Source organism: Paenarthrobacter sp. TRD_SC_7, assembly GCF_056156245.1.
Genome location: NZ_CM149587.1, coordinates 2346295 through 2369409 on the forward strand (window position 1 = coordinate 2346295; position 23115 = coordinate 2369409).

Genomic DNA, 23115 nt, shown 5'->3' on the forward strand with positions numbered 1-23115 from the left:
TCAGGCCCCCAGCTTGCCGAGGGCGGCCAGCACCGAGTCTGCTGTGGGATCGTGAATCTCTCCCACCAGGCCTCCGTCGCTCATCAGCACCACGCGGTCCGCGTAACTGGCGGCCACGGGATCGTGAGTGACCATGATGATGGTTTGCCCCATCTCCTGGCTGCTCCGGCGCAGCAACGCAAGGACCTCCCCGCCGGCCCTTGAGTCCAGGTTGCCGGTAGGCTCATCGCCGAACACGACGTCGGGACGCGTCAGCAGCGCACGGGCAACAGCCACGCGCTGCTGCTGGCCGCCGGAAAGCTCATGCGGTCGGTGATTCAAACGATCCTTCAGCCCAAGCGTTGTGACAACGGTATCCAGCCATCCGGCGTCGGCGGTGGTTCCTGCCAAGGCGAGGGGAAGCGTGATGTTCTGCTCGGCAGTCAAGGTGGGCACCAGGTTGAATGCCTGGAATACGAAGCCGATCCTCTCGCGGCGGAGCGCGGTGAGCTGACGATCATTGAGCCCCGTCAATTCGGTGCCGCCCAGAACGATCCGTCCGGAATCGGCCGTATCCAGGCCGGCAAGGCAGTGCATCAAAGTGGACTTGCCGGAACCGGACGGTCCCATGATGGCAGTGAACTTTCCGGCGTCGAAGCTCACGGACACGTTGTTCAGGGCAGTGACGGTCGTATCAGCACGTCCATAACTCTTGGACAGCCCAAATGCCTCGACGGCGGGACGCGCCTGGGCTACGTCCGAACCTGCGGGACGGTTGCTTCCTGACGGACGGGGGAGAGGCGTGAATGTTGTCATGGTTCCACGCTATGTTTCAGGGCAGCCCTGCTGGATCGGGCCGCGGGCCCATTATCCCGGGAGCCTGCTCATACCGTGGTCTGAGTCCGGCGGCCCTCGCGGTATGAGGAAGCTACGTTCCGGCTAGGTGCCAGGGGCTACAACGCCGGTTTCATAAGCGATGACCACCACCTGGACGCGGTCCCGTGCGCCAAGTTTCGCCAGGATATGCCCTACGTGGGTCTTGACCGTGGCCTCGGAAAGGAACAGCCCCGCCGCGATCTCCGGGTTCGATTGTCCCTGCGCGATCAGCTGGAACACTTCGCGCTCGCGGGCTGTAAGGCGCTCGACGGCGGCGGCATGCTCGGTCTGCTCCGGCGTCTGAGTTCTCAGTAGTGGCGCCACGTGGTCAAGCAGTCGTCTGGTGGTGGAAGGGGCAATCACGGCGTCCCCGCGGTAAACGGTGCGGATGGCCTCGAGCAGTTCCTCCGGCGGTGCATCCTTCAGGAGGAATCCGCTGGCGCCTGCCTGGATTGCAGCAAGGGCGTACTCGTCAAGATCAAAGGTGGTGAGGACCACGATTTTGACATCCGCCCGCTGAGAACCCGTGGGCTGTGCCGCTGCCTGTTCCAGAATGCGGCGGGTCGCTTCAATGCCGTCCATCCCTGGCATGCGGACATCCATCAGGACCACATCGGCAGCAGTGGCATTCAGGGCTTGGACGGCCTCGATCCCATTACCGGCCTCGGCCACCACTTGAAGGTCCGGCTGTGAATTGATGAGCATGCCAAAACCCGATCGGACCAATTGCTGGTCATCAACGAGTGCCACACGAATGGGTGCGGGAACTTCAGGCATGGATTAGGCCTCCGAATAAGGGATAAATGCGGACACACGGAAACCGCCGCCCTGTTCCGGGCCTGCGGTCAAGGAACCATCGTAGAGGGAGACGCGCTCACCCATTCCCAATAGTCCGTTACCGCCCCCTGCCGTTGGGGGATCAGCAGCGGCGCCCCGGCCGTCGTCGATGATGTCCAGTTGCAGGCCGCGGGCCTGCCACGTCAGGGTGACACTCGCCGTCGCCTTCGGTCCTGCGTGTTTCATCACGTTGGTCAGGGCTTCCTGGATGATTCGATAAGCAGTGAGTTCCGCGCCGACTGGTAGGGCCCTGCGGGGTACTCCACGCTGTTCGAACGCCACCTGCAGTGTTGCGGCGCGGAAGCCGAGGAGGAGTTCGTCAAGATCGGAAAGCCGGGGTTGAGGGCGGGTAGGGGAGTCGTCGTCGGAGCGGAGCACGCCCAGCAGTCTTCGCATCTCGCCCAGCGAATCCCTGCCCGTGGCCGCAATTGTGGCCAGAGCCTCGGTTGCGAGTTCGGGTTTCGCTGCGGCAGCGTATCGGGCTCCGTCCGCTTGGGTGATGATGACGGACAGCGAGTGCGCCACGATGTCGTGCATTTCCCGGGCAATGTGGGAACGTTCGTCGGCGGCGGCCAGCTTGCGCTCCTGCATCTGCTCCACTTCAAGCCTCCGCGTGCGATCCTCAAGAGCCTGAAGTTGCAGCCGGCGTACGCGTGTGAGGTCGCCCAGCGTCCAGCTCACCAGCACCAGCATCCATATAAGCACGGTGTAGAGCGCACCGATGGTGAGGCCCAGGATGCCGGACTCAGCTGTGGTTGAAAAGAGCCGGGTAGTGAGCATGACCCCACCCAACAGTCCGGCCAGAAGAACCGTCCGGCTCGCCCACGCGGGCCCATAAGCCGCCGTAGCGTAAATGACCAGCGGGACGGCGATTTGGCCAGCCACGGGTTCAGCGCCAGCTGCCCATTGGATGAGGCACACCAGGATGACGACGCCGGCCGCCACGGCCGGGCGGGTGCGTCGCCAGGCGAGGGGCAGCAGGAGGCTGCAGGACAAGAGGAACAGCCAAGGGCGGTCCGCGACCAGATATACGGGACCAAAGAGGAGGATGAGGAGGCACGTGGCCGTCATATCAACTTTGAAGCGGTTGATCCGGAACCATTCGTATATCTCGTGCCTTCTATCCACGCTATGACTCTATGTGCTCGCTCCCGGCGCGGGCATCATGCCGTGGTCTGAGTCTTACCCAAGTCGCGGGCGCGGCCAGTGTTCGAGGAGTGAGACAATTTTGACCAGCATGTGGATTGCTTGGCTAGATAGAGCTATGAGTGCAACGTCCATCAATCTCGCTGTCATCCCTGGCGACGGCATTGGCCCTGAGGTCATCGCCGAAGCCGTCAAGGTCCTCGAAAAGGCTGTCGCCGCCGAAGGCGTCGCCCTCGAGCTGACCAACTACAAGCTCGGTGCCCAGCACTGGCTTGAGACTGGCGAGACCCTCCCGGACGAGGTCCTGGAAGACCTGCGCACGCGTGATGCCATCCTCTTTGGAGCAGTGGGCGCGGCCCCGGGTGATACCCGCATCCCTTCCGGCATTATCGAACGCGAGATGCTGCTCAAGCTTCGTTTCAGCCTGGATCACTACGTGAACCTGCGCCCATCCCGCTTGTACGGCACCGTCGGCAGCCCGTTGGCCAACCCCGGCAGCATCGATTTCATCGTGGTCCGCGAAGGTACCGAAGGTCCCTACGTGGGTAACGGCGGCACCCTGCGGGGCGGAACACCCCACGAAGTGGCCACGGAAGTTTCCCTCAACACAGCTCACGGTGTGGAGCGCGTCGTCCGCGATGCCTTCCGCCGTGCCAACGAGCGTCCGCGCAAGCACGTCACACTCGTCCACAAGCACAATGTGCTGGTCTTCGCCGGGCACTTGTGGAAGCGTACGGTCGAGGCCGTGGCCTTGGAATTCCCAGAGGTCACCCACGACTACCTCCACATTGACGCCGCCACCATCTTCATGGTGACCGATCCCTCCCGTTTTGATGTCATCGTCACCGACAACCTGTTCGGCGACATCCTCACTGACCTCGCCGCTGCCATCACCGGCGGCATCGGCCTGGCGGCATCGGGCAACATCAACATGGACCGCACCGCACCGTCCATGTTCGAGCCCGTCCACGGCTCAGCTCCGGACATCGCCGGACAGCAGAAAGCCGATCCCACCGCGGCCATCCTCTCCGCAGTGCTCCTCCTGGACCACCTTGGCTACACCACGGCGGCCCGCAAGATTGAAGCGGCAGTAGTCGCCGACGTCGAAACCCGCACCGGTGAGCCACGCAGCACGGCTGCTATTGGCGATGCCATTGCGGCCGCACTTTAGGCCCATTTCTCAGGCGTAAGCTTGTGTTGAATTATTTACCTGCTTCCCTGGTCCATCGCTGAACCACACCCTTTTTTGGGGGCCCGGTTCGCCCTGCCAGGTAGCTGACTGTGGAGGAAACATGACTCAGACTGCCCATGGCGTCGAATTCAGCCAGCAGCATTCGGATACCCCGAAGTCTGCTGAGGAGCGTGCAGCCGTCCTGGCGAACCCAGGCTTCGGCGACTACTTCACCGACCACACCGCCGTCGTCGACTACAAGGTTGACGCCGACGGAAATGGCGGTTGGCAGAATGCCCGGATCGAGCCTTACGGACCCATCTCCCTGGACCCCTCGGCTGCGGTTCTGCACTACGGCCAGGAAATCTTCGAAGGCCTCAAGGCTTACCGCCACGCTGACGGCTCCGTTTGGACCTTCCGGCCCGAAGCCAACGCCGCGCGCTTGAACAAGTCCGCGCGTCGCCTCGCCCTACCGGAGCTGCCCGAGGAGTATTTCCTCGGGGCCATCCGGGAACTCGTTCAGGCTGACAAGGAATGGGTTCCTTCCGGCGATGGTGAAGCCCTCTACCTGCGCCCGTTCATGATCGCCACGGAGGCGTTCCTTGGTGTTCGTGCCGCCCGCGAAGTGTCCTTCCGCGTCATCGCTTCTCCTGCCGGCAACTACTTCGGCGGCGAGCTCAAGCCCGTCTCCATCTGGATCTCCCGCGAATATGCCCGTGCTGGCCGCGGCGGAACCGGTGCTGCCAAGTGCGGAGGCAACTACGCAGCTTCCCTGATCGCGCAGCAGGAAGCCGAAGCGAACGGTTGCAAGCAGGTACTTTTCCTGGACCACTTCAACGATGACGCCGTGGAAGAACTCGGCGGCATGAACGTTTTCTTCGTCATGAAGGATGGCTCCCTGGTAACTCCCGCCCTCAGCGGCACCATCCTGGAGGGCGTCACCCGTATGTCCGTCATCCAGGTGGCCAAGGACATGGGCCGCGACGTGACCGAGCGCAAGATCACGCTTGACGAGTGGCGAGACGGCGTTGCCTCCGGCGAGATCACCGAGGTCTTCGCTTGTGGCACCGCAGCTGTGATCACACCGATCGGAGTCCTCAAGGACGCCACCGAGTTCATCGGCTCCGAGGACGCGAAGGCCGGGGAAACCACCATGGCCATCCGCCGACAGCTCCTGGGTATCCAAACCGGAACAGTCGAGGATACCCACGGCTGGCTGACCCGCCTGGTCTAGGTTTTCGGCACAACAGAACGCACGACGGCGGCCCTTCGACTTGGCAACAAGCGGAAGGGCCGCCGCTCTGCTTCCCCGGACGCTCTCGCAGGTCACTCGGGTTTGGGGCGGACGCTCTATCAGGTCACTCGGGTTTGGGGCGGACGCTCTTTCACCTCTCGGGGGAAGGGCTAGGGATGTGAGAGGGCGTTGGTGGGAAGGGCTAGGGACGTGAGAGGGCGTTGGTGGGAAGGGCTAGGGATGTGAACGAGCATCCGTTCAGTGCCAAGATGGGACAGTGACTTCAGAATCAACGGCGACCTCCCATGACAGTTCCCTGCAGCGCAGCAGTGAGCTGACCCGCTTCCGTCTCGCCCCCAACCCGGGGCCTATGAGCCTGGACGGCACCAACTCCTACGTGATCGGCGCGCCGAGCTCCGGCCACGTGGCTGTAGTAGACCCGGGCCCTGAAGACGAACAGCATCTGGCTGTGTTGGCATCGGCAGGTGTTGTGGACGTAGTTCTCATCACGCATCGGCATGCGGACCACACAGAGGCATCGGCAAGGTTCCACGAGCTGACCGGTGCTCCCGTTCGGGCGGCGTCCGCAGAGTATTGCCACGGCGGCGAGCCACTGATGGACGGCGAAGTCCTGACGGCAGGCGGCGTGGAGATCCGCGTGGTGGCCACCCCGGGTCACACATCGGACTCCCTCTGCTTCCATCTCCCGGATGACGGCCCCACCGGATCCGTTCTCACAGGCGACACCATTCTGGGCCGTGGAACCACGGTGCTGGATTACCCGGATGGCCGATTGGGTGACTACCTCGCTAGCTTGGACCGCCTCGAATCCCTCGGCGCCGCAATCCTCCTGCCGGCCCACGGCCCCGTGCTCCCAGCACTGGACGAGAAGTGCCGCGAGTACCGAGACCACCGCGAGCAGCGGCTTGACCAGATTAGGGCAGCGCTGAAACAGCTGGGAAGTGAGGCATCGATTGCGGCGGTCACTGATGCCGTGTATCCCGACGTCGATCCTTCAGTCAGGTGGGCGGCGGAGACTTCCGTTGCAGCCCAGTTGGATTACCTCCGAAGCTGAACCCGGACTGTAGGCTTGAGCCCATGCGTATCGCCCGGTTTGTAGTTGATTCTGATCCCCTTTATGGCGTTGTTGAAGGCGAGCCTGGCAGTGAGGAAATCACTGTCATCAATGGCGACCCCTTCTTCAATGGCGTCGAACGTACCCATGTGAAGCACAAGCTGGAGGACGTGCGGCTCCTCGCCCCGATCATTCCCCGCAGCAAAGTCATCGGCGTTGGCCGGAACTTCGCCGAGCACGCCGCTGAACTCGGCAACGAGGTTCCCCAGCAACCGCTGCTGTTCCTGAAGCCCAACACTTCGGTGATCGGCCCGAACGATCCCATCATCCTTCCCGGGTTCTCCGAGGAAGTTTCCTTCGAAGCTGAGCTCTGCGTAGTCATCGGCCGCATCTGTAAGGACGTTCCCGAGGACCGCGCGGACGATGTCATCTTCGGCTACACCTGCGGCAACGACCTCACCGCCCGCGACGTCCAGAAAACTGACCTTCAGTGGGCACGCGCCAAGGGCTTTGACACTTCCGCCCCGCTTGGCCCGTGGATTGAAACCGAGCTGGACCACGAGGACCTGGCCATCCAAGGCCGGCTCAACGGTGAACTTCGCCAGGACGGCAGCACTAACCAAATGATCCGCGGCGTGCGCGAGCTCGTCTCGATTGTTTCGCACGCGTTCACCCTGCTTCCGGGCGACGTCATCATGACCGGCACTCCAGCCGGCGTCGGCCTGGTCAGCGAAGGCGACCGCTTTGAAGTGGAGATCGAAGGCATCGGCCGGCTCTCCAACCCGGTGGTCCGCCGCTAGGATCCCAGCCGAACGTTAAAACCTCGACGGCGGCACGCATCTTTCACACGAAAGGTGCGTGCCGCCGTCGAGCGTTTCCAGCCGGGAAACCGAAGTGGTGCCAAGCGGTAAAGTTGGAACCACTATGACTACTGCTTCTGCGTCGAACGCTGCCTCCAGCGCCATCCCTGCCGTCAACGCCGAGACTCCGGTCCGCGTCCGTTTTTGCCCGTCACCCACGGGAACGCCGCACGTTGGCCTGATCCGCACTGCCCTGTTCAACTGGGCCTACGCGCGCCACACGGGTGGCAAGCTGATCTTTCGCATCGAGGACACCGACTCTGCCCGCGACAGCGAGGAGAGCTACCACCAGTTGCTTGATGCCCTGAAGTGGCTCGGCATCAATTGGGATGAGGGCGTAGAGGTTGGCGGACCGCACGAGCCTTACCGGCAGTCGCAGCGCGGCGACATCTACCAGGACGTCATCGCCAAGCTCCGGGCCGGGGGGCACATCTACGAGTCCTACTCCACGCCTGATGAGATCGAAGCCCGCCACAAGGCAGCCGGCCGCGACCCGAAGCTGGGTTACGACGGCTTCGACCGCCACCTGACGGATGAGCAGCTGGCACAGTTCAAGGCCGAAGGACGCGAGGCCGTCCTGCGTCTCCGCATGCCGGACGAGGACCTGACGTTCAACGACCTCGTCCGTGGTGAGATTACCTTCAAGGCCGGCTCCGTTCCCGACTTCGCGGTGGTTCGCGCCAACGGTGCACCGCTCTACACGCTGGTGAACCCGGTGGATGACGCGCTCATGGGGATCACGCATGTGCTGCGTGGTGAGGATCTGCTGAGCTCCACCCCGCGCCAAATCGCACTGTACCGCGCGCTCTACGCCATCGGTGTGGCCGAGTACATGCCGGAGTTCGGCCACCTGCCGTACGTCATGGGACAGGGCAACAAGAAGCTTTCCAAGCGCGACCCCGAGTCCAGCCTGTTCCTGCACCGCGAACGTGGCTTCATCCCCGAAGGCTTGCTCAACTACCTGTCGCTGCTTGGCTGGTCCCTGAGCGCGGACGAGGACATCTTCACCGTGGAGCAGCTCGTGGCTAACTTCGACATCCACGATGTCCTGGGCAACCCGGCACGTTTCGACATCAAGAAAGCCGAAGCCATCAACGGAACCCATGTCCGGATGCTCGCACCCGAAGACTTCAAGGAACGGCTGGTTCCATACCTCCGCGCTGCAGGTTTCGTAGGGGAGATCCTCACTCCGCGGCAGGAGGAGATCCTCGCGGAGGCAGCTCCGCTGGTTCAGGAGCGCATCACACTTTTGGGCGAAGCTCCCGAGATGCTGGCCTTCCTGTTCAAGGCAGATGACGCCATTGACGTTGCGGATGATGCCCGTAAGGGTCTTCCGCAGAATCTGGAGGAAGTACTGGACGCTGCCCTGGCGGCGTTGGAGCCCATCGGGGAGTGGACAGCCGAGAATATCCAGACCGCGCTCAAGCAAGCACTGGTTGAGGACCTGGGTATTAAGCCGCGTGCGGCTTTTGGGCCTGTGCGCACCGCCATCTCCGGCCGCCGCATCTCCCCACCGCTGTTCGAGTCGATGGTGATCCTCGGCAGGGATTCCTCACTCGCACGTATTCGCGCTTTCCGCGGCTAACAACGGAAGCAGTCATGGCTATCTCAAGCACTTTCGGCACCATCCGCGGTGTCCTCTTCGACATAGACGACACCTTGGTGGACCTTGAGTACGCCATGACAACGGCACTCCGCGATGTCAGCGAACATCTCCTGCCCGGCCTGGACCAGGCCGGGTGGGTGAAGTTCGGGCGCATCTTCACGCACGAAACCACGCACTTCTACGACCGCTACCTGGCGGGCGAGCTGACCTTCAACGAGCAGCGACTCCTTCGCGGCAGGGCTGCCTTGGGCCACTTTGGGGTGGAGCTCAATGAAGGCGAGGAATCCCAGGCCTGGGTAACTGAGTACCATCAACGCCAAACGGCGTATGTGCGGGCCTTTGCCGACGTTGAAGGCGTGCTCGACGCACTCGATGCTGCGGGAATCCCCTACGGCGCCGTCAGCAACAATGTGCATGATTACCAGCGGGCAAAACTGGATGGTGCAGGTCTCTCAAGGATCAAGATCCTGGTGGGTACTGACACAGTAGGTGTGCCAAAGCCGGATCCGGCGATCTACCTCGAAGGCGTGCGCCTGCTCGGCACAGGTCCGGGGGAGACCCTTTATGTAGGAGACAACCGCCTGCTCGATGCGGACGGTGCCACAGCGGCAGGGCTGATTGGCGTGTGGCTCAACAGGACCGGGGAAGTGGTGGAGGAGTTCACGGGACACCAAGTGGACTCCCTGTCCCGGTTGCTGGTTAAGGCTCCTACTGCAGCGTGAGAATCATGTGATGCAGGTAACGGCTTTCCGATTTGTGCAGGTGGCAAGACTCCGGTAGAGTCATTACTCGTGCTGAGGGGCACGGAGGGAAAAGCCAAGGGAAACCAAAGCGCGGAACTCCGGTCCAAAAGCCACTTTGGGATATGGTGTAATTGGCAACACTACGGTTTCTGGTACCGTCATTCTAGGTTCGAGTCCTGGTATCCCAGCTCTGAAAATCCGTGTCATCACGCTGGAAATTCGGAAGTTTCAAGTCGCTGAGTCGATTTGGAGTGAAGCTGAAAGTATGAAATACTCATTCAGCTTGATCGCCGGAAACGGTGACAAAAAGTGCAAGGCCCCATCGTATAGCGGCCTAGTACGCCGCCCTCTCACGGCGGTAACGCGGGTTCGAATCCCGCTGGGGTCACAAATAAATCCCCCGGAACCCTGGTTCCGGGGGATTTCTTTTTCTCCTCTGAGCCTGCCCCCGCCCTGTGACCGGGATCGGGCTGGCATGATGATGCTGTGACCGCAAACGATGATGAAACAGCACCCCGGGCCACCCCCGTTACCCAAGGTGCGGCAGACGCCGTGGAGACCTTGGAAGCTGCCCGTGCCGAACTTGCAGCCACAGCCCTTCCGCTCGCCGTGCCGGACGTCCGGGAAGCCCGTCAGTGGATCCGCGAGTCCATTGCCCAGCTCGACGACTATGTAATTCCCCGTTACCGCAGCCTGGACGCTCCACTGCTGGCCGTCGTCGGCGGTTCAACCGGTGCAGGGAAGTCCACGCTGGTCAACGCGCTGATCGGCTATCCGGTGACCCGCGCCGGTGCTATCAGGCCCACCACGCGCCAGCCCATCCTCCTGCATCATCCTCTGGACGCAGGATGGTTTGAAGGCCACCGGATACTCCCGAGCCTGGACCGTATCCGGGGTACTGTGCCAAGGAGTCCATTGCCGGCGCATCAGGCAGGTGCCGCTCCCGACGCGCAGGCCATCACGTCTCTGGTGCTGGTGGGACATGATCGCGTACCACAGGGCATCGCCCTCCTGGACGCCCCCGATGTCGACTCGATTTCCGATGACAACCGCAGGCTCGCCGGTCAGCTGCTTGCTGCCGCTGACCTATGGGTATTTGTCACCACAGCAAACCGCTACGCCGACGCCGTTCCCTGGCGACTGCTCTTGGACGCAGCTTCCCGGGATATCACCGTGGCCGTAGTCCTGGACCGCGTGCCCGCTGCCGCGGAAGAGGAAGTCAGGACTGACCTCCAGGCAATGCTGGATCGGCAGGGGCTGGCTGACGCGAAGCTCTTCGTCGTTCCGGAGAGTGCCTTGGATGAACTGGGGATGCTTCCGAAGGAGTCGGTGATCCCCTTGCGCCACTGGCTGGGTGCCTTGGCCGCCAATGCAGCCGGAAGGGCGGATGTCGCCAGGCGGACACTTAATGGAGCCGTCAAGGCTGTCAGCGTCCGGTTGGAGGGAATCGCGGGCGCCGCTGCGGCGCAGGATGCCGCTGCCCACAATCTCAAAGCAACGTGTGTTGCTGAGTATGAGCAAGCTCTCTCGCGCATTCTGGAGGCCACCAAGGATGGAGCTTTGCTCCGCGGCGAAGTGTTGGCGCGCTGGCAGGACTTCGTAGGTACCGGGGAGTTCTTCCGGGCACTCGAGCAGAACATCGGCCGGATGCGTGACCGTGCAGGGGCCTTCTTCCGCGGCGAACCTGCTCCGGCTGTGAAGGTTGAAACCGCCATCGAGACCGGGTTGCAGGCGGTGATCCTGGACGAAGCCGCGAACGCAGCCGAAAACGTGGACAGGCGCTGGCGTTCGGACGCTGCTGGTCGGGACCTGCTTGGCTCCGAGGATCTCTCGGGTACCAGCGAGGGCTTCGACGCGAAGGCCGCCGCCGCTATTCGATCCTGGCAGGAAGGACTGATGGAGATGATCCGCACGCAGGGTCAAGGAAAACGAACCCAGGCCCGGTGGTTGTCCTTCGGCGTTAACGGGCTCGGCGCTGCGCTCATGGTGGTGGTGTTCTCCATGACTGCCGGTCTGAGTGGCTTGGAGATCGGCATTGCCGGCGGAACGGCCGTTGTTGGCCAGAAGCTGCTGGAAGCGGTGTTCGGTGAGGACGCAGTACGTCGCCTGGCCCAGCAGGCCAGGGACGATCTGCACACACAGTGCCAACGGCTCCTGGACGACGAGAGGCAGCGCTTCCTCAACCGCCTTGAGGAGGCCCGTCCGAGCTCCGGCGACGACATCGCCCGGCATGCCCAGGCCTTGCGCCGCCTGGCAGGAGCCGCATGAGCCGCCACGGCCAAGTCCGCGAGTCGTCCCAGCTGCAGCGAAGGCTTGAGTCGCTCAACACTGCGCGGGAACTGGCCGAAGGCGTCCTCCCGGACCCGGATCTGCAATCTGTGTACGAGGTCTTGGAGCGCGCCACTTCGCGGCGATCATTGTCCGCAGGGCACACTGTTGTCGGGTTCTTCGGGGCGACCGGTAGCGGAAAATCGTCGTTGTTCAATGCTGTATCCGCCAGCGAGCTCGCAACTGCCGCCGCCCGACGCCCCACGACCTCTGCACCTTTGGCGGGTATCTGGGGTGAAGAAGGCAGCGGACCGCTGCTTGACTGGCTGGATGTCAAAGAGCGCCATACCCTGCCGCCGGTTCCCGGGCTCGCAGATGAGCACACCGGCCTGGTGCTCCTGGATTTGCCGGACTTCGATTCCACCAGGGTGGAAAACCGGGAGATTGTCCAGCGCATGGTCGGCATGGTGGATGTCCTGGTGTGGGTTCTGGACCCGCAAAAGTACGCCGACGCTGCGGTGCATAATGACTTCCTTCGACCCATGGCCACCCACGGTGCCGTCACGCTGGTTGTCCTGAACCAGGTGGACAAACTCAGTGCAGCCGACGCCTCCGCGGTAATGCAGTCGTTGGAGGGAATCCTGATGCGGGACGGACTGGGCAAGGTTCGAGTCCTCAGTGCCTCAGCGCTAACCGGCGACGGCGTCCCGACTCTCCGCGGGGTCATCAGGAACGTCGTGGTCCAGCGGGAGGCAACAACACAACGCCTGGCAGCGGACGTGACGAAGGCTGCCGCTGAACTTGCCCGGGCTTCCGGCGAGGGTGAAGCGCGCGGCATCAAGGCAAGCGCGAAAGCCCGCCTCGCGACTGAACTGTCGACGGCGGCAAATGTGCCGGTGGTGGTTGACGCCGTACAGCGATCTTTCAAGAGAGAGTCGGCCAAGAGGACGGGGTGGCCCGTCACACGGTGGCTGCTGCGTTTCCGACCCGACCCGTTGCGGAGGTTGAACCTGGGCCGGGATGACACCAGACCTGAGCTGAGCCGGACGTCGCTGCCTCCTGCGGGCGCGCCCGAGCGGGCACGGACGGATGCCGCCGTCAGGGACTTTGCGGATGATGCTTCCGCTGGCGCCCCCGGTCCTTGGCGTGCAGCTATCCGCAGTGTGGCCAGGGACGGCCGGGAGCAGCTGCCTGACGCGTTGGACCAAGCCATTGCAGGCACTGACCTGAAGGCTACCAAGCGTCCGCTGTGGTGGATCCTTTTCAATGCCCTTCAGTGGATTGCTCTTCTGCTTGCAGTTGGCGGCCTGGGGTGGCTCGGTGTGTTGGCCGTACTCGGCTACTTCCAAATGCCAGTGCCTGAGGTGCCCCGAACAGAAGGGTGGCCGTGGCCTACCCTGATGGTTGCCGGGGGAGTAGTGCTGGGTATTGTCCTGGCGATTGCCGGACGGATCCTCGGTGGTTGGGCAGCCCGTGTCCGCGCGTCCGGGGCAGCAAAGAGGTTGAAGGCCGCCGTTGCAGCGGTTGCCGAGCAGCGGATCGTGGAGCCCGTCGAGGTGGAAATTACGCGTTTGAAGGCGTTCAACGCGGCACTGAAGGCCGCACGCTCCGGTTAAGGCCGTGCAGTTTACAGGGCTGAAGCGGCGTCCCTTACTTTGATGAGCGTGCGCAGGTTCCTTGTAGTCGTGCTGTTTTTGTAGCGTGCCTTGGCGGAGAGCTTGCTGAAGGGGCTGTCCAAGGTGCCGCCGGCGGGTGCCAGCCAAGCCGATGCCTCCGGACCCAGCCGTACCTGTTCCACGCCGTCCAGCGCTTCGCCTGCCTGAAAGAGTTCATCGAGCATGGCTGTATCGGAGGTGAGGGTGATGTAGCTGTGCGTGGTTTTGTCGTCCGCCGGGTACGGGCACGCGTCCACCAATTCCGCTACCCGTGTGGCGGTGAGGACAACCACCCAGGCATCGTAACCAAAGGTTTCCCGTAGGCACTTCTCGAACTGCGCCTTGACGTCGTTGGCGCTGAGTTCACTTTGAAGCACCACATTTCCGCTGGCCAGGAGGGTCTTGACCTTGGTAAACGGGTAGTCCTTGAGGGCTGATGCGAGATCGGCCATCTTGATGTTGATGCCACCCACGTTAATGCCACGGAGGAATACGGCGTAGCTGTTCATGCTAGTCGTTGTTCTTGCGCAGGGCTTCGGTTAAAACCCGGGCGGCGTTGCAAACCACTTCGGCGTGAAGGCGGCCCGGCTGGCGGGTGAGGCGTTCGATCGGACCTGAAATCGACACTGCCGCGATGACCCTGCCTGACGGTCCGCGAACGGGGGCTGAAACCGAGGCGACCCCAGGCTCGCGTTCGCCGAGGCTCTGACCCCAGCCCCGGCGTCGTACTCCTGCCAGGACGGTGGGTGTAAAGCGGGCGTTTTGCAGCCCGTCGAGGAGGCGGTCGTGGTCCTCCCACGCCAGCAGTACCTGGGCGGCAGAGCCGGCCTTCATCGAGAGCTGCGTGCCCACCGGAATGGTGTCGCGCAACCCGATGGGGCGCTCCGCCGAGGCCACGCAAACACGCCAGTCGCCTTGGCGGCGGAAGATCTGTGCACTTTCTCCTGTGGCGTCGCGGAGTTGAATAAGCACAGGGCCTGCTGAAGCGATGAGTCGGTCTTCGCCGGCGGCGGATGCGAGTTCCACCAAGCGGCTACCCAAGACGAAGCGTCCTTGGATGTCGCGGCTCACCAGCCGGTGGTGAACCAGCGCCAGCGCGAGCCGGTGAACTGTAGGCCGGGCAAGGCCCGTGGCCGCTACGAGTTGCGCGAGTGTCGTGGGCCCGGCCTCGAGGGCATCGAGTACCTGGGCCGCTTTATCAATGACACCGACTCCACTAGAATTGTCCATGTAATGATATTGCCGTCTCAATATCTGAGATGCAAGTTGTTTCACTGGCCTATTTTGCGGCCGTGCTGCTTCAGTAGATGAAGAGATCAGTGGATCACGAACAATTCAGTGGATGTGACCATCCAACCGCAGTGAAGGGAGCAAGGCCGTGGGAAAGACACTGGCCGAGAAGGTCTGGGACGCGCACGTAGTGCGCAAGGGGGAAGGCGAAGGAGCCAATGCCCAGCCAGACCTTCTCTTCATCGACCTGCACCTCGTCCACGAAGTGACGTCCCCGCAGGCTTTCGAGGGCCTGCGCCTGGCTGGCCGGCCCCTGCGCCGCGTCGACCTCACCATTGCCACGGAGGACCACAACACCCCCACGCTGGACATCGACAAGCCAATTGCGGACTTGACCAGCCGGACCCAGATTGAAACCCTGCGCGCCAACTGCAAGGAATTCGGCGTCCGCCTGCACTCCCTCGGTGACAAGGAACAGGGGATCGTGCACGTCGTTGGGCCGCAGCTGGGCCTGACCCAGCCGGGCATGACGGTGGTCTGCGGCGACTCCCACACGTCCACGCATGGCGCTTTCGGTGCGTTGGCCATGGGTATCGGCACGTCCGAGGTGGAGCATGTCATGGCTACCCAGACGCTGTCCTTGAAGCCCTTCAAGACCATGGCCATCAATGTGGAAGGCACCCTGCGTCCCGGCGTTACGGCCAAGGACATCATTCTCGCTGTCATCGCCAAGATCGGGACCGGCGGCGGCCAGGGATATGTCCTCGAATACCGTGGCTCCGCCATTCGGGCACTGTCCATGGACGCCCGCATGACCATCTGCAACATGTCGATCGAGGCCGGTGCCCGCGCCGGCATGGTGGCTCCGGACCAGACCACGTACGACTACATGCAGGGCCGCCCCCACGCGCCGGAAGGCGCCGACTGGGATGCCGCCGTCGAGTACTGGAACACGCTCAACACGGATGCCGACGCTACCTTCGACGTCGAGGTTGACCTCGATGCCAACACCCTGGAGCCGTTCGTGACCTGGGGTACCAACCCGGGTCAGGGCGTTTCCCTGTCCGCCAAGGTACCGGCGCCCGAGGACTTCGGCGACGAGAATGCCAAGGCAGCTGCCGAGCGCGCCCTGCAGTACATGGGTTTGGAAGCCGGCACGCCCATGAAGGATATCCGTGTGGACACCGTCTTCCTGGGATCCTGCACTAATTCCCGCATTGAGGACCTGCGTGCTGCAGCCGACATCATCCGTGGCCGTGCCAAGGATCCCAACGTCCGCATGCTGGTGGTTCCGGGCTCAGCCCGTGTCCGCCTTGAGGCAGAGGCAGAAGGCCTGGACAAGGTCTTCAAGGAGTTTGGGGCGGAATGGCGTTTCGCCGGATGTTCCATGTGCTTGGGCATGAACCCGGATCAGTTGGAGCCGGGGGAACGCTGCGCCTCAACATCCAACCGCAACTTTGAGGGGCGCCAAGGCAAGGGCGGCCGCACGCACCTGGTCTCACCCGTCGTAGCTGCAGCTACAGCTGTCCGAGGCACGCTGAGCTCACCGTCGGACCTCGCGTCCGCTGCCACAGGCACACTCACCGGAACCGCAGTCTAGGAGGATCCCATGGAAGCATTCACTACCCACACCGGCATCGGCGTTCCCCTTCGCCAGAGCAACGTGGACACCGACCAGATCATCCCCGCTGTGTACCTCAAGCGCATCACGCGCACTGGCTTCGAGGACGCCTTGTTCGCCGCTTGGCGGAAGGACGAGTCTTTCATCCTCAACCAAGCACCGTTCAATGCCGGCTCCGTACTGGTTGCCGGTCCGGATTTCGGTACGGGTTCATCCCGTGAGCACGCTGTCTGGGCGTTGAAGGACTATGGTTTCAAAGCCGTACTGTCCTCCCGATTCGCCGACATTTTCCGGGGCAACTCCGGTAAGCAGGGGCTGTTGGCGGCCCAATTGGCGCAGGACGACATCGAACTCATCTGGAAGGTCCTGGAGAACCACCCCGGAACTGAAGTCAAAGTTGACCTCGTCTCCAAGACTGTTGAGTGCGGCAATGTGGTGGCGCCCTTCGAGATTGACGATTACACCCGTTGGCGCCTCCTGGAAGGCCTCGATGACATCGGCCTGACCCTTCAGCATGAGGCAGACATCACGGCCTACGAGGCCACGCGCCCCTCCTTCAAGCCGAAGACGCTTCCCGCGCAAGTTCAAGCCCAGTAGCCCCTGACGCGAGGTCGCATCTCTGCGGATATCGGACCGGCAGGGCCCCTTCGAGGGGCCCTGCCGGTCCTTTTTTGTCGGCGTCCGGCTGAAGCCCGATACGCGGGGCGTCGGGCGGTTCCATTTCGGATCGGTAAAGCGAGCTTCTATGCTTAGCTGGAGCCTTTGTAAGTTTGGGGGGCGAGTAGTCGTGAGGAAACCGGTATAGATGAGTAGTGTTCTGACAATCCGCGGTGGCGTCCCGTTAACAGGACGAGTGACCGTTCGCGGTGCCAAGAACCTGGTGCCCAAGGCCATGGTGGCGGCGTTGCTGGGCAGCGAACCATCGGTGCTGAGGAACGTGCCGGAAATCAAGGACGTCGAGGTTGTCACCAGCCTGCTGCAGCTGCATGGCGTGACCGTCGTGAAGGATCCGGTAACGGGCGACCTCACCTTGGATCCCAAAGATGCAAAGACGGCCTCCAGCACGGCAATTGATGCGCACGCGGGCGATTCGCGGATTCCAATCCTGCTGTGCGGACCGCTGATCCATGCGATCGGCGAGGCCTTCATCCCTGACCTGGGTGGCTGCAAGATCGGCGACAGGCCCATTGACTACCACCTGAACGTACTTCGCCAATTTGGTGCCGTCGTGGAAAAGCGCCCGGGCGGCATTCATATCTCAGCCCCGAACGGTCTGCATGGAGCCAAAATTTCGCTCCCGTATCCGTCGGTTGGAGCCACCGAGCAAGTGCTGCTGAGTGCCACGCGCGCCGAGGGCATCACCGAACTCATTGGCGCGGCCACGGAACCCGAGATCATCGACCTCATTGCGGTCCTGCAGAAAATGGGCGCCATTATCAGCGTCCAGACTGACAGGACCATCCGGATTGAGGGCGTCAAGGACCTTCGTGGCTACAACCACCGAGCACTCCCGGACCGCAACGAATCCGCGTCCTGGGCCTCTGCTGCATTGGTTACCCGCGGCGACATCTTCGTTGAGGGCGCTTCGCAGCGCGACATGATGACGTTCCTGAATACCTACCGCAAAGTTGGCGGCGGCATGGACATCGGCGACGACGGCATCCGCTTCTACCACCAGGGCGGCAAGCTCTCCCCGCTCGTCCTGGAGACGGACGTCCACCCTGGCTTCATGACCGACTGGCAGCAGCCCCTGGTGGTTGCCCTGACACAGGCCGAGGGCGTCTCCATCGTCCACGAGACCGTCTATGAAAACCGCTTCGGATTCACTGAGGCCCTTGCGCGAATGGGTGCGAACATTCAGGTGCACCGCGAATGCCTCGGGAGTGTTCCCTGCCGGTTCGGACAACGGAACTTCCTGCACTCCGCCGTAATTTCAGGCTCGACTCCGCTCCGGGGTACCGACATTGACATTCCCGACCTTCGCGGCGGTTTCAGCCACCTCATCGCAGCCCTGGCCGCTACGGGAACGTCACGGGTCACGGGCATCGACATCATCAACCGCGGTTACGAGCGCTTTACCGAGAAGCTGGCCGGGCTGGGCGCCGATTTCGACATCACCACCATCAAGTAGCGGGGGATCCTTTGAAGGAATCGGCCAAGAGCCGTGCAACGTTCATGCTGCTGGCGGGCCTCGCACGTCCGTTGATGAACATCCTGATGTCCAAGAAGTGGGAGGGTACTGAGAACCTTCCGGCCGGCGGCTTCATCGCAGTGCCAAACCACTGCACCGAGATCGACCCCATCGTGATCGGACACTTGGTGTACAACCAGAAGCGGCCACCGCACTTCCTTGCGAAGACCAGCCTCTTCAAAGTCCCCGTGCTGGGCGCCTTGTTGCACGCCACAAGGCAGATTCCGGTTGAACGCTCGACGGCGGGAGCGAACCGCTCGCTTCAAGTCGCCAAAGAGGTGGTGGATGCCGGCGGTGCCATCATTATTTATCCCGAGGGTACCCTGACCCGGGATCCAGATCTGTGGCCGATGAAGGGCCACACCGGGGCCGCCAGGCTTGCCCTGCTGACCGGAGCCCCGGTGGTGCCCATGGCGCACTGGGGTGCACACGAGGTGTTCCCGCGGTATGCCAAGCGCTTCCATGTATTCCCGCGAAAAACGGTCCGTGTGCTTGTTGGGAAGCCCGTGGATCTCAGTGCGTTCCGTGACCGGCCGTTGGATCGCGCAACGCTGAACGCGGCTACGGGAGTCATCATGGACGCCATCACGGAACTCCTTGAGACTCTTCGAGACGAAGATGCTCCGGCTGAACGCTGGGATCCGGCTGTCCACAAACAGTCCAAACACGGCCGCTTCATTCAAGGTGGCTCTCCTGATGCTCACGAAGGGGAGGACAGCAAATGACGGCGGTGGAAAGCACTGTCACCACCCCGGATATCGTTGCTGTTTTGGGGGCCGGGTCGTGGGGAACCACGTTTGCCAAGGTCCTGGCCGACGCTGCTGCGGCTACCGGATCCGAGCGCAGCATCCGGATCTGGGGACGTCGCGGTGAAGTCGTGGAGCAGATCAACTCTTCGCACCGCAACGAGCAGTACCTCAAAGACATTGAGCTTCCACCATCCGTCACAGCGTCCACGGATGTTGCAGAGGTGCTTAAAGATGCCACGCTGGTGGTCCTCGCCGTGCCAGCCCAATCCCTGCGGCCGCAGCTCGGTGAGTGGAAGCCGTTGCTTGCCCCGGACGCCGTGGTGGTCTCCTTGATGAAGGGACTGGAATTGGGCACGGACGCGCGGATGAGCGAAGTCATTGCCCAGGAGTTGGGTCTTCCCGCTTCGCGCGTAGCAGTGGTCTCGGGCCCTAACCTGGCGATGGAGATTGCCAGGGAGCAACCAACAGCGTCGGTTGTTGCTTGCAGTGACGCCGACACTGCTGCTGCCATAGCGCTGTGCTGCACGGCACCGTACTTCCGGCCCTACACCAGCACTGATGTTGTAGGGGTGGAAATCGGCGGGATCGTGAAGAATGTGATTGCTCTTGCTGTGGGCATTTGTGAAGGCCGGCAGATGGGCGACAACACCAAGGCTTCCGTGATCACGCGCGGACTCGCGGAGACGTCCCGGCTTGCGCTGGCCCTTGGCGGAGAAGCCCATACCATGGCCGGCCTTGCCGGACTCGGCGATCTTGTTGCTACTTGCTCTTCAGCCCTCTCACGCAACCACACCGCTGGCAGGTTGCTCGGCGAAGGTCTCAGCCTGGAACAAGTTGCCGAAGAGATGACACAAACGGCAGAGGGCATCAAATCGGGCCCCGCTGTACACGAGCTCGCTGGCAAGCTGAATGTTGAAATGCCCATTACGGCTGCCGTTGTGGCGGTGCTTGAAGGCAGAATGTCCGTTGATGACCTGGGGCCGCGACTGTTGGCCCGGGCACTGAAGTCCGAAGGCGACTACTGATGGTGACTGACCAATCCACCCCCGTGACGGGCCGCCCCCGTGTAGCGATTCTCTTTGGGGGGCGCTCCAGCGAACATGCGGTCAGCTGCGTCACCGCGGCTGGTGTCATGGGAGCGATCGACAAGAACAAATACGAGGTCATACCGATTGGCATCGCCAAGTCGGGGCAGTGGGTACTCGCCTCGGGGGACACCAGCGAATGGTCCTTGAGCTCGGCTGCGCTTCCCGAGGTGGCACCGTCGGGCAGGACCGTGACCTTGGCAGAAGTGGGCGGTGAGCATCAGCTCATCGTGACCGAGCCTAATGCCGTTCCCCAGGAGCTGGGTTCAGTGGACGTCGTCTTCCCACTGCTTCATGGGCCATGGGGCGAAGACGGGACCATCCAGGGTCTCCTGGAGCTTTCAGATACGCGCTATGTCGGCGCCGGTGTGCTTGCCTCGGCCGTCGGGATGGACAAGCACTTCATGAAGGTGGTGTTTGAATCCGCCGGACTGAGCGTGGGCCCGTACGTGGCCGTCACGGATCGCGAATGGAGTACCGACGCCGAGGCTGTTCGTAAGCGCGTGGACAAGCTTGGCTTCCCCGTGTTCGTCAAGCCTGCCCGTGCGGGCTCTTCCATGGGAATCTCCAAGGTTGATTCGATGGAGGAATTGGACGCCGCCATCGATGAAGCCCGCCGCCACGACCTGAAGCTGGTCATTGAAGCAGGCATCGTGGGCCGCGAAATCGAGTGCGCTGTCCTTCAGGGGCGCGGCACGGATGCGCCCCGCACTTCAATGCCGGGTGAAATTGCGGTGGCCGCCGGTGAGCACCAGTTCTACGATTTTGCTGCAAAGTATGTCGAGGACGGGGCTGCTGCCCTGAGCTGCCCGGCTGACATGCCGGATGAGGCAATTGCGCGCGTGCGTGAACTCGCCGCCGTAGCTTTCGACGCCGTGGGCGCAGAAGGCCTCAGCCGTGTGGACTTCTTCTACACCCCGGGCGGCGAGCTGATCATCAACGAGATCAACACCATGCCGGGCTTCACGCCGAAGAGCATGTACCCGCAAATGTGGGCGGCATCCGGTTTGGCTTACGGCGACTTGATCGACGAACTGATCCATCTTGCCCTGACCCGCAAGACGGGGCTGCGCTAAAGCACTACTGCGCGGAAGGCAGGTTCTGCAGATCTTCCTGGCCCACGCACTTACCGGTTGCCTTGATCTTGCCAACCGCGGCTGCCAGCTCGGTCAGGACCGTTGCTGAACTGATGTTCGCAGCCTCCAGTTTGACCGGATCAATCAAGATCTCCGTGGCTGGTTCACGGCCAAACGTGGTCAGGGTGTAGACGGGGTCGCCTTCCTTAATGACCCAGTCGATGTCATTGACGCTGACGCAACGGTCCGTGGTGGGGCCGGGAACGTTAACGCCGCATCGGAGAATGACTTGCGAGGGGTCTCCCCAGGCAGCTGTCGCCTGGCTGTTGGTTTTGCGGAGGGCAGCATCACCAATCTGGTCCGGCAGGGCTACCATCATTGGTGCGCAGGCGGGATTGGCGGCGTCGGCAGCCGCCGTGACGTCCACGGCAGGCGCGCAGGCCGACAAAACTGTGACGGATGCGGAGGCCAAGGCGATGGCCAGAGCGGTCCGGCGGAGGGTCTTTCGGTGCATTCATCCAGCCTATCCCGCAAGCGCCGGCAGGCAGATTCGCGTTGCCCTGGTCACATACCCGGGCGGAACTGCCGTGCGGAGTGCCGCATTATTCTGTCGGTGGATCGCGATAGCGTGGAGCGGTGCCATAAGAAGAGTCGGGCGCAGTGCCAGGAGAAGAGTTGAGAGCAGTGCCAGCAGAGCAGTTGACCGTCCAAGACCTTTCGGAGTCCGAACTCCTCGCCCGGATCTTTCCGCGCCTTCACCAGAGCCCCGGCATTCTTCTGGGTCCTGGTGACGATGCCGCCCTGATAGCTGCGCCTGATGGCAGGATGCTCATTTCCATCGACACCCAGACGCAGGACCAGGACTTCAGGCTTGAGTGGCCCAACGGCTACCGCACCACGGGTTACGACGTCGGCTGGAAGGCTGCCGCACAGAACCTGAGCGACATCAACGCCATGGGCGGCAGCGCCACGAGTCTGGTGGTAAGCCTCACCATGCCACCGGAAACGCCTGTCGAATGGGTTGAAGCGTTTGCCGATGGCCTCACGGCGGCGATTGCTGGACTGGGCGCCCCGGACTGCTCCGTTGCCGGCGGAGACCTCGGTAGGGGCCGCGAGCTGGCCGTGACGGTCGCCGTCGTCGGAACGCTTGCCGGTGTTGCGCCGGTGCTGAGGTCCGGGGCCAACCCGGGGGACATCGTGGCCGTTTCAGGGACGCTGGGAAGGGCAGCTGCCGGCTGGGCGTTGCTGGAAAGCGACTTTCCCTTGGACAGCCTGTCAACTGAGTTGCGGAGTTTGGTGGACAACCAATGCCGGCCACTGCCTCCACTGGCCGCGGGGCCTCTGGCTGCGCGTGCGGGTGCCACGGCCATGTTGGATATTTCCGATGGCCTGCTGCGCGATGGCAGCCGCTTGGCCGGAGCCAGCAGCGTGGTACTTGATTTCGATCCAGTGGCTTTGAAGATTCACGCGGTCCCTTTGGAACCAGCAGCTGCGCTTTTGGGCGGGGAAGCCATGCGGTGGGTGCTTGGCGGGGGAGAGGACCACGGACTGCTTGCTACGTTCCCAGCAGGAATTCAGCTGCCGCAGGGCTTCACTGCGATAGGCTCGGTGCAAGCCGTTGTCGAGCCGCCAGGCAGTGGCGTCCGGATTGCCGGGCAAACTGCTGACACCGTTGGATGGGATCACTTTGCAGACTAAGATCGCCGCGAATGC

General features: G+C 62.7%; 21 protein-coding genes and 2 tRNA genes. 17 read left to right on the plus strand and 6 right to left on the minus strand.

What is annotated here, in order from left to right; all coding sequences use genetic code 11:
• From AC0J5Z_RS11430 to AC0J5Z_RS11440, 3 genes are all read right to left on the minus strand, one after another.
• A complete protein-coding gene (locus tag AC0J5Z_RS11430; RefSeq protein ID WP_475032111.1) occupies positions 1 to 795 on the minus strand; it encodes an ABC transporter ATP-binding protein in 795 nt (264 codons plus the stop codon).
• Positions 796 to 918: 123 nt separating this feature from the next.
• Entirely contained in the window at positions 919 to 1632 is a 714-nt protein-coding gene (locus AC0J5Z_RS11435; RefSeq protein WP_475032113.1) for a response regulator, read from the minus strand.
• Positions 1633 to 1635: 3 nt separating this feature from the next.
• Positions 1636 to 2820, minus strand: coding sequence for a sensor histidine kinase (locus AC0J5Z_RS11440; RefSeq protein WP_475032116.1), 1185 nt, complete (start codon positions 2818 to 2820; stop codon positions 1636 to 1638).
• Between the two features lie 136 nt (positions 2821 to 2956).
• On the opposite strand from AC0J5Z_RS11440, the gene AC0J5Z_RS11445 reads away from it, so the two are divergent.
• The 10 genes from AC0J5Z_RS11445 (at position 2957) to AC0J5Z_RS11490 (ending at position 13411) form a co-directional block, all read left to right on the plus strand.
• Positions 2957 to 4009 (plus strand): 3-isopropylmalate dehydrogenase, encoded by a 1053-nt coding sequence (locus AC0J5Z_RS11445; RefSeq protein ID WP_475032118.1) that lies wholly within the window; start codon positions 2957 to 2959, stop codon positions 4007 to 4009.
• 121 nt (positions 4010 to 4130) lie between these two features.
• Positions 4131 to 5243: a branched-chain amino acid aminotransferase gene (locus AC0J5Z_RS11450; RefSeq protein WP_475032121.1), complete on the plus strand. Its 1113-nt coding sequence runs from the start codon at positions 4131 to 4133 to the stop codon at positions 5241 to 5243.
• Positions 5244 to 5520: 277 nt separating this feature from the next.
• A complete protein-coding gene (locus tag AC0J5Z_RS11455; RefSeq protein ID WP_475032123.1) occupies positions 5521 to 6318 on the plus strand; it encodes an MBL fold metallo-hydrolase in 798 nt (265 codons plus the stop codon).
• Between the two features lie 23 nt (positions 6319 to 6341).
• The gene (locus AC0J5Z_RS11460; protein WP_475032125.1) at positions 6342 to 7118 is read left to right on the plus strand and encodes a fumarylacetoacetate hydrolase family protein; all 777 of its coding nucleotides are present in this window, start codon (positions 6342 to 6344) and stop codon (positions 7116 to 7118) included.
• 124 nt (positions 7119 to 7242) lie between these two features.
• The gene (gltX, locus tag AC0J5Z_RS11465; protein WP_475032128.1) at positions 7243 to 8763 is read left to right on the plus strand and encodes a glutamate--tRNA ligase; all 1521 of its coding nucleotides are present in this window, start codon (positions 7243 to 7245) and stop codon (positions 8761 to 8763) included.
• A gap of 14 nt (positions 8764 to 8777) precedes the next feature.
• Positions 8778 to 9506 (plus strand): HAD family hydrolase, encoded by a 729-nt coding sequence (locus AC0J5Z_RS11470; RefSeq protein WP_475032132.1) that lies wholly within the window; start codon positions 8778 to 8780, stop codon positions 9504 to 9506.
• 137 nt (positions 9507 to 9643) lie between these two features.
• Positions 9644 to 9715, plus strand: a tRNA-Gln gene (locus AC0J5Z_RS11475).
• 127 nt (positions 9716 to 9842) lie between these two features.
• Positions 9843 to 9915, plus strand: a tRNA-Glu gene (locus tag AC0J5Z_RS11480).
• Positions 9916 to 10013: 98 nt separating this feature from the next.
• Positions 10014 to 11795, plus strand: coding sequence for a dynamin family protein (locus AC0J5Z_RS11485; protein WP_475032136.1), 1782 nt, complete (start codon positions 10014 to 10016; stop codon positions 11793 to 11795).
• Positions 11792 to 13411 carry a GTPase gene (locus AC0J5Z_RS11490; RefSeq protein ID WP_475032139.1) on the plus strand — a complete coding sequence of 540 codons (1620 nt, stop codon included), beginning with the start codon at positions 11792 to 11794 and terminating at the stop codon, positions 13409 to 13411. The genes AC0J5Z_RS11485 and AC0J5Z_RS11490 overlap by 4 nt, the downstream gene beginning before the upstream one ends.
• A gap of 11 nt (positions 13412 to 13422) precedes the next feature.
• Here the strand turns inward: AC0J5Z_RS11490 and AC0J5Z_RS11495 are convergent, their stop codons facing one another.
• Both AC0J5Z_RS11495 and AC0J5Z_RS11500 read right to left on the minus strand, forming a co-directional pair.
• Complete coding sequence (locus AC0J5Z_RS11495) at positions 13423 to 13959, minus strand: DUF1697 domain-containing protein (protein WP_475032142.1); 537 nt, start codon at positions 13957 to 13959, stop codon at positions 13423 to 13425.
• 1 nt (position 13960) lies between these two features.
• The gene (locus AC0J5Z_RS11500; protein ID WP_258437664.1) at positions 13961 to 14680 is read right to left on the minus strand and encodes an IclR family transcriptional regulator; all 720 of its coding nucleotides are present in this window, start codon (positions 14678 to 14680) and stop codon (positions 13961 to 13963) included.
• A gap of 148 nt (positions 14681 to 14828) precedes the next feature.
• Between AC0J5Z_RS11500 and leuC the strand changes: the two genes are divergently transcribed.
• From leuC to AC0J5Z_RS11530, 6 genes are all read left to right on the plus strand, one after another.
• Positions 14829 to 16280, plus strand: coding sequence for a 3-isopropylmalate dehydratase large subunit (leuC, locus tag AC0J5Z_RS11505; RefSeq protein ID WP_475032144.1), 1452 nt, complete (start codon positions 14829 to 14831; stop codon positions 16278 to 16280).
• Between the two features lie 9 nt (positions 16281 to 16289).
• On the plus strand, positions 16290 to 16898 hold the full coding sequence (gene leuD, locus AC0J5Z_RS11510; protein ID WP_475032147.1) for a 3-isopropylmalate dehydratase small subunit: 609 nt from the start codon (positions 16290 to 16292) through the stop codon (positions 16896 to 16898).
• Positions 16899 to 17106: 208 nt separating this feature from the next.
• The gene (murA, locus tag AC0J5Z_RS11515; protein WP_475032149.1) at positions 17107 to 18432 is read left to right on the plus strand and encodes a UDP-N-acetylglucosamine 1-carboxyvinyltransferase; all 1326 of its coding nucleotides are present in this window, start codon (positions 17107 to 17109) and stop codon (positions 18430 to 18432) included.
• 11 nt (positions 18433 to 18443) lie between these two features.
• Positions 18444 to 19217, plus strand: coding sequence for a lysophospholipid acyltransferase family protein (locus AC0J5Z_RS11520; protein WP_475032153.1), 774 nt, complete (start codon positions 18444 to 18446; stop codon positions 19215 to 19217).
• The gene (locus AC0J5Z_RS11525) at positions 19214 to 20266 is read left to right on the plus strand and encodes an NAD(P)H-dependent glycerol-3-phosphate dehydrogenase (protein ID WP_475032155.1); all 1053 of its coding nucleotides are present in this window, start codon (positions 19214 to 19216) and stop codon (positions 20264 to 20266) included. Before AC0J5Z_RS11520 ends, AC0J5Z_RS11525 begins: the two co-directional genes overlap by 4 nt.
• Positions 20266 to 21402 carry a D-alanine--D-alanine ligase family protein gene (locus AC0J5Z_RS11530; RefSeq protein WP_475032159.1) on the plus strand — a complete coding sequence of 379 codons (1137 nt, stop codon included), beginning with the start codon at positions 20266 to 20268 and terminating at the stop codon, positions 21400 to 21402. Before AC0J5Z_RS11525 ends, AC0J5Z_RS11530 begins: the two co-directional genes overlap by 1 nt.
• Before the next feature lie 4 nt (positions 21403 to 21406).
• Here AC0J5Z_RS11530 and AC0J5Z_RS11535 read toward each other — a convergent pair whose 3' ends face one another.
• On the minus strand, positions 21407 to 21916 hold the full coding sequence (locus tag AC0J5Z_RS11535; RefSeq protein WP_475032163.1) for a DUF3515 family protein: 510 nt from the start codon (positions 21914 to 21916) through the stop codon (positions 21407 to 21409).
• A 170-nt stretch (positions 21917 to 22086) separates the two neighbouring features.
• Between AC0J5Z_RS11535 and AC0J5Z_RS11540 the strand changes: the two genes are divergently transcribed.
• The gene (locus tag AC0J5Z_RS11540) at positions 22087 to 23100 is read left to right on the plus strand and encodes a thiamine-phosphate kinase (RefSeq protein ID WP_475039667.1); all 1014 of its coding nucleotides are present in this window, start codon (positions 22087 to 22089) and stop codon (positions 23098 to 23100) included.
• The last annotated feature ends 15 nt before the right edge of the window (positions 23101 to 23115 follow it).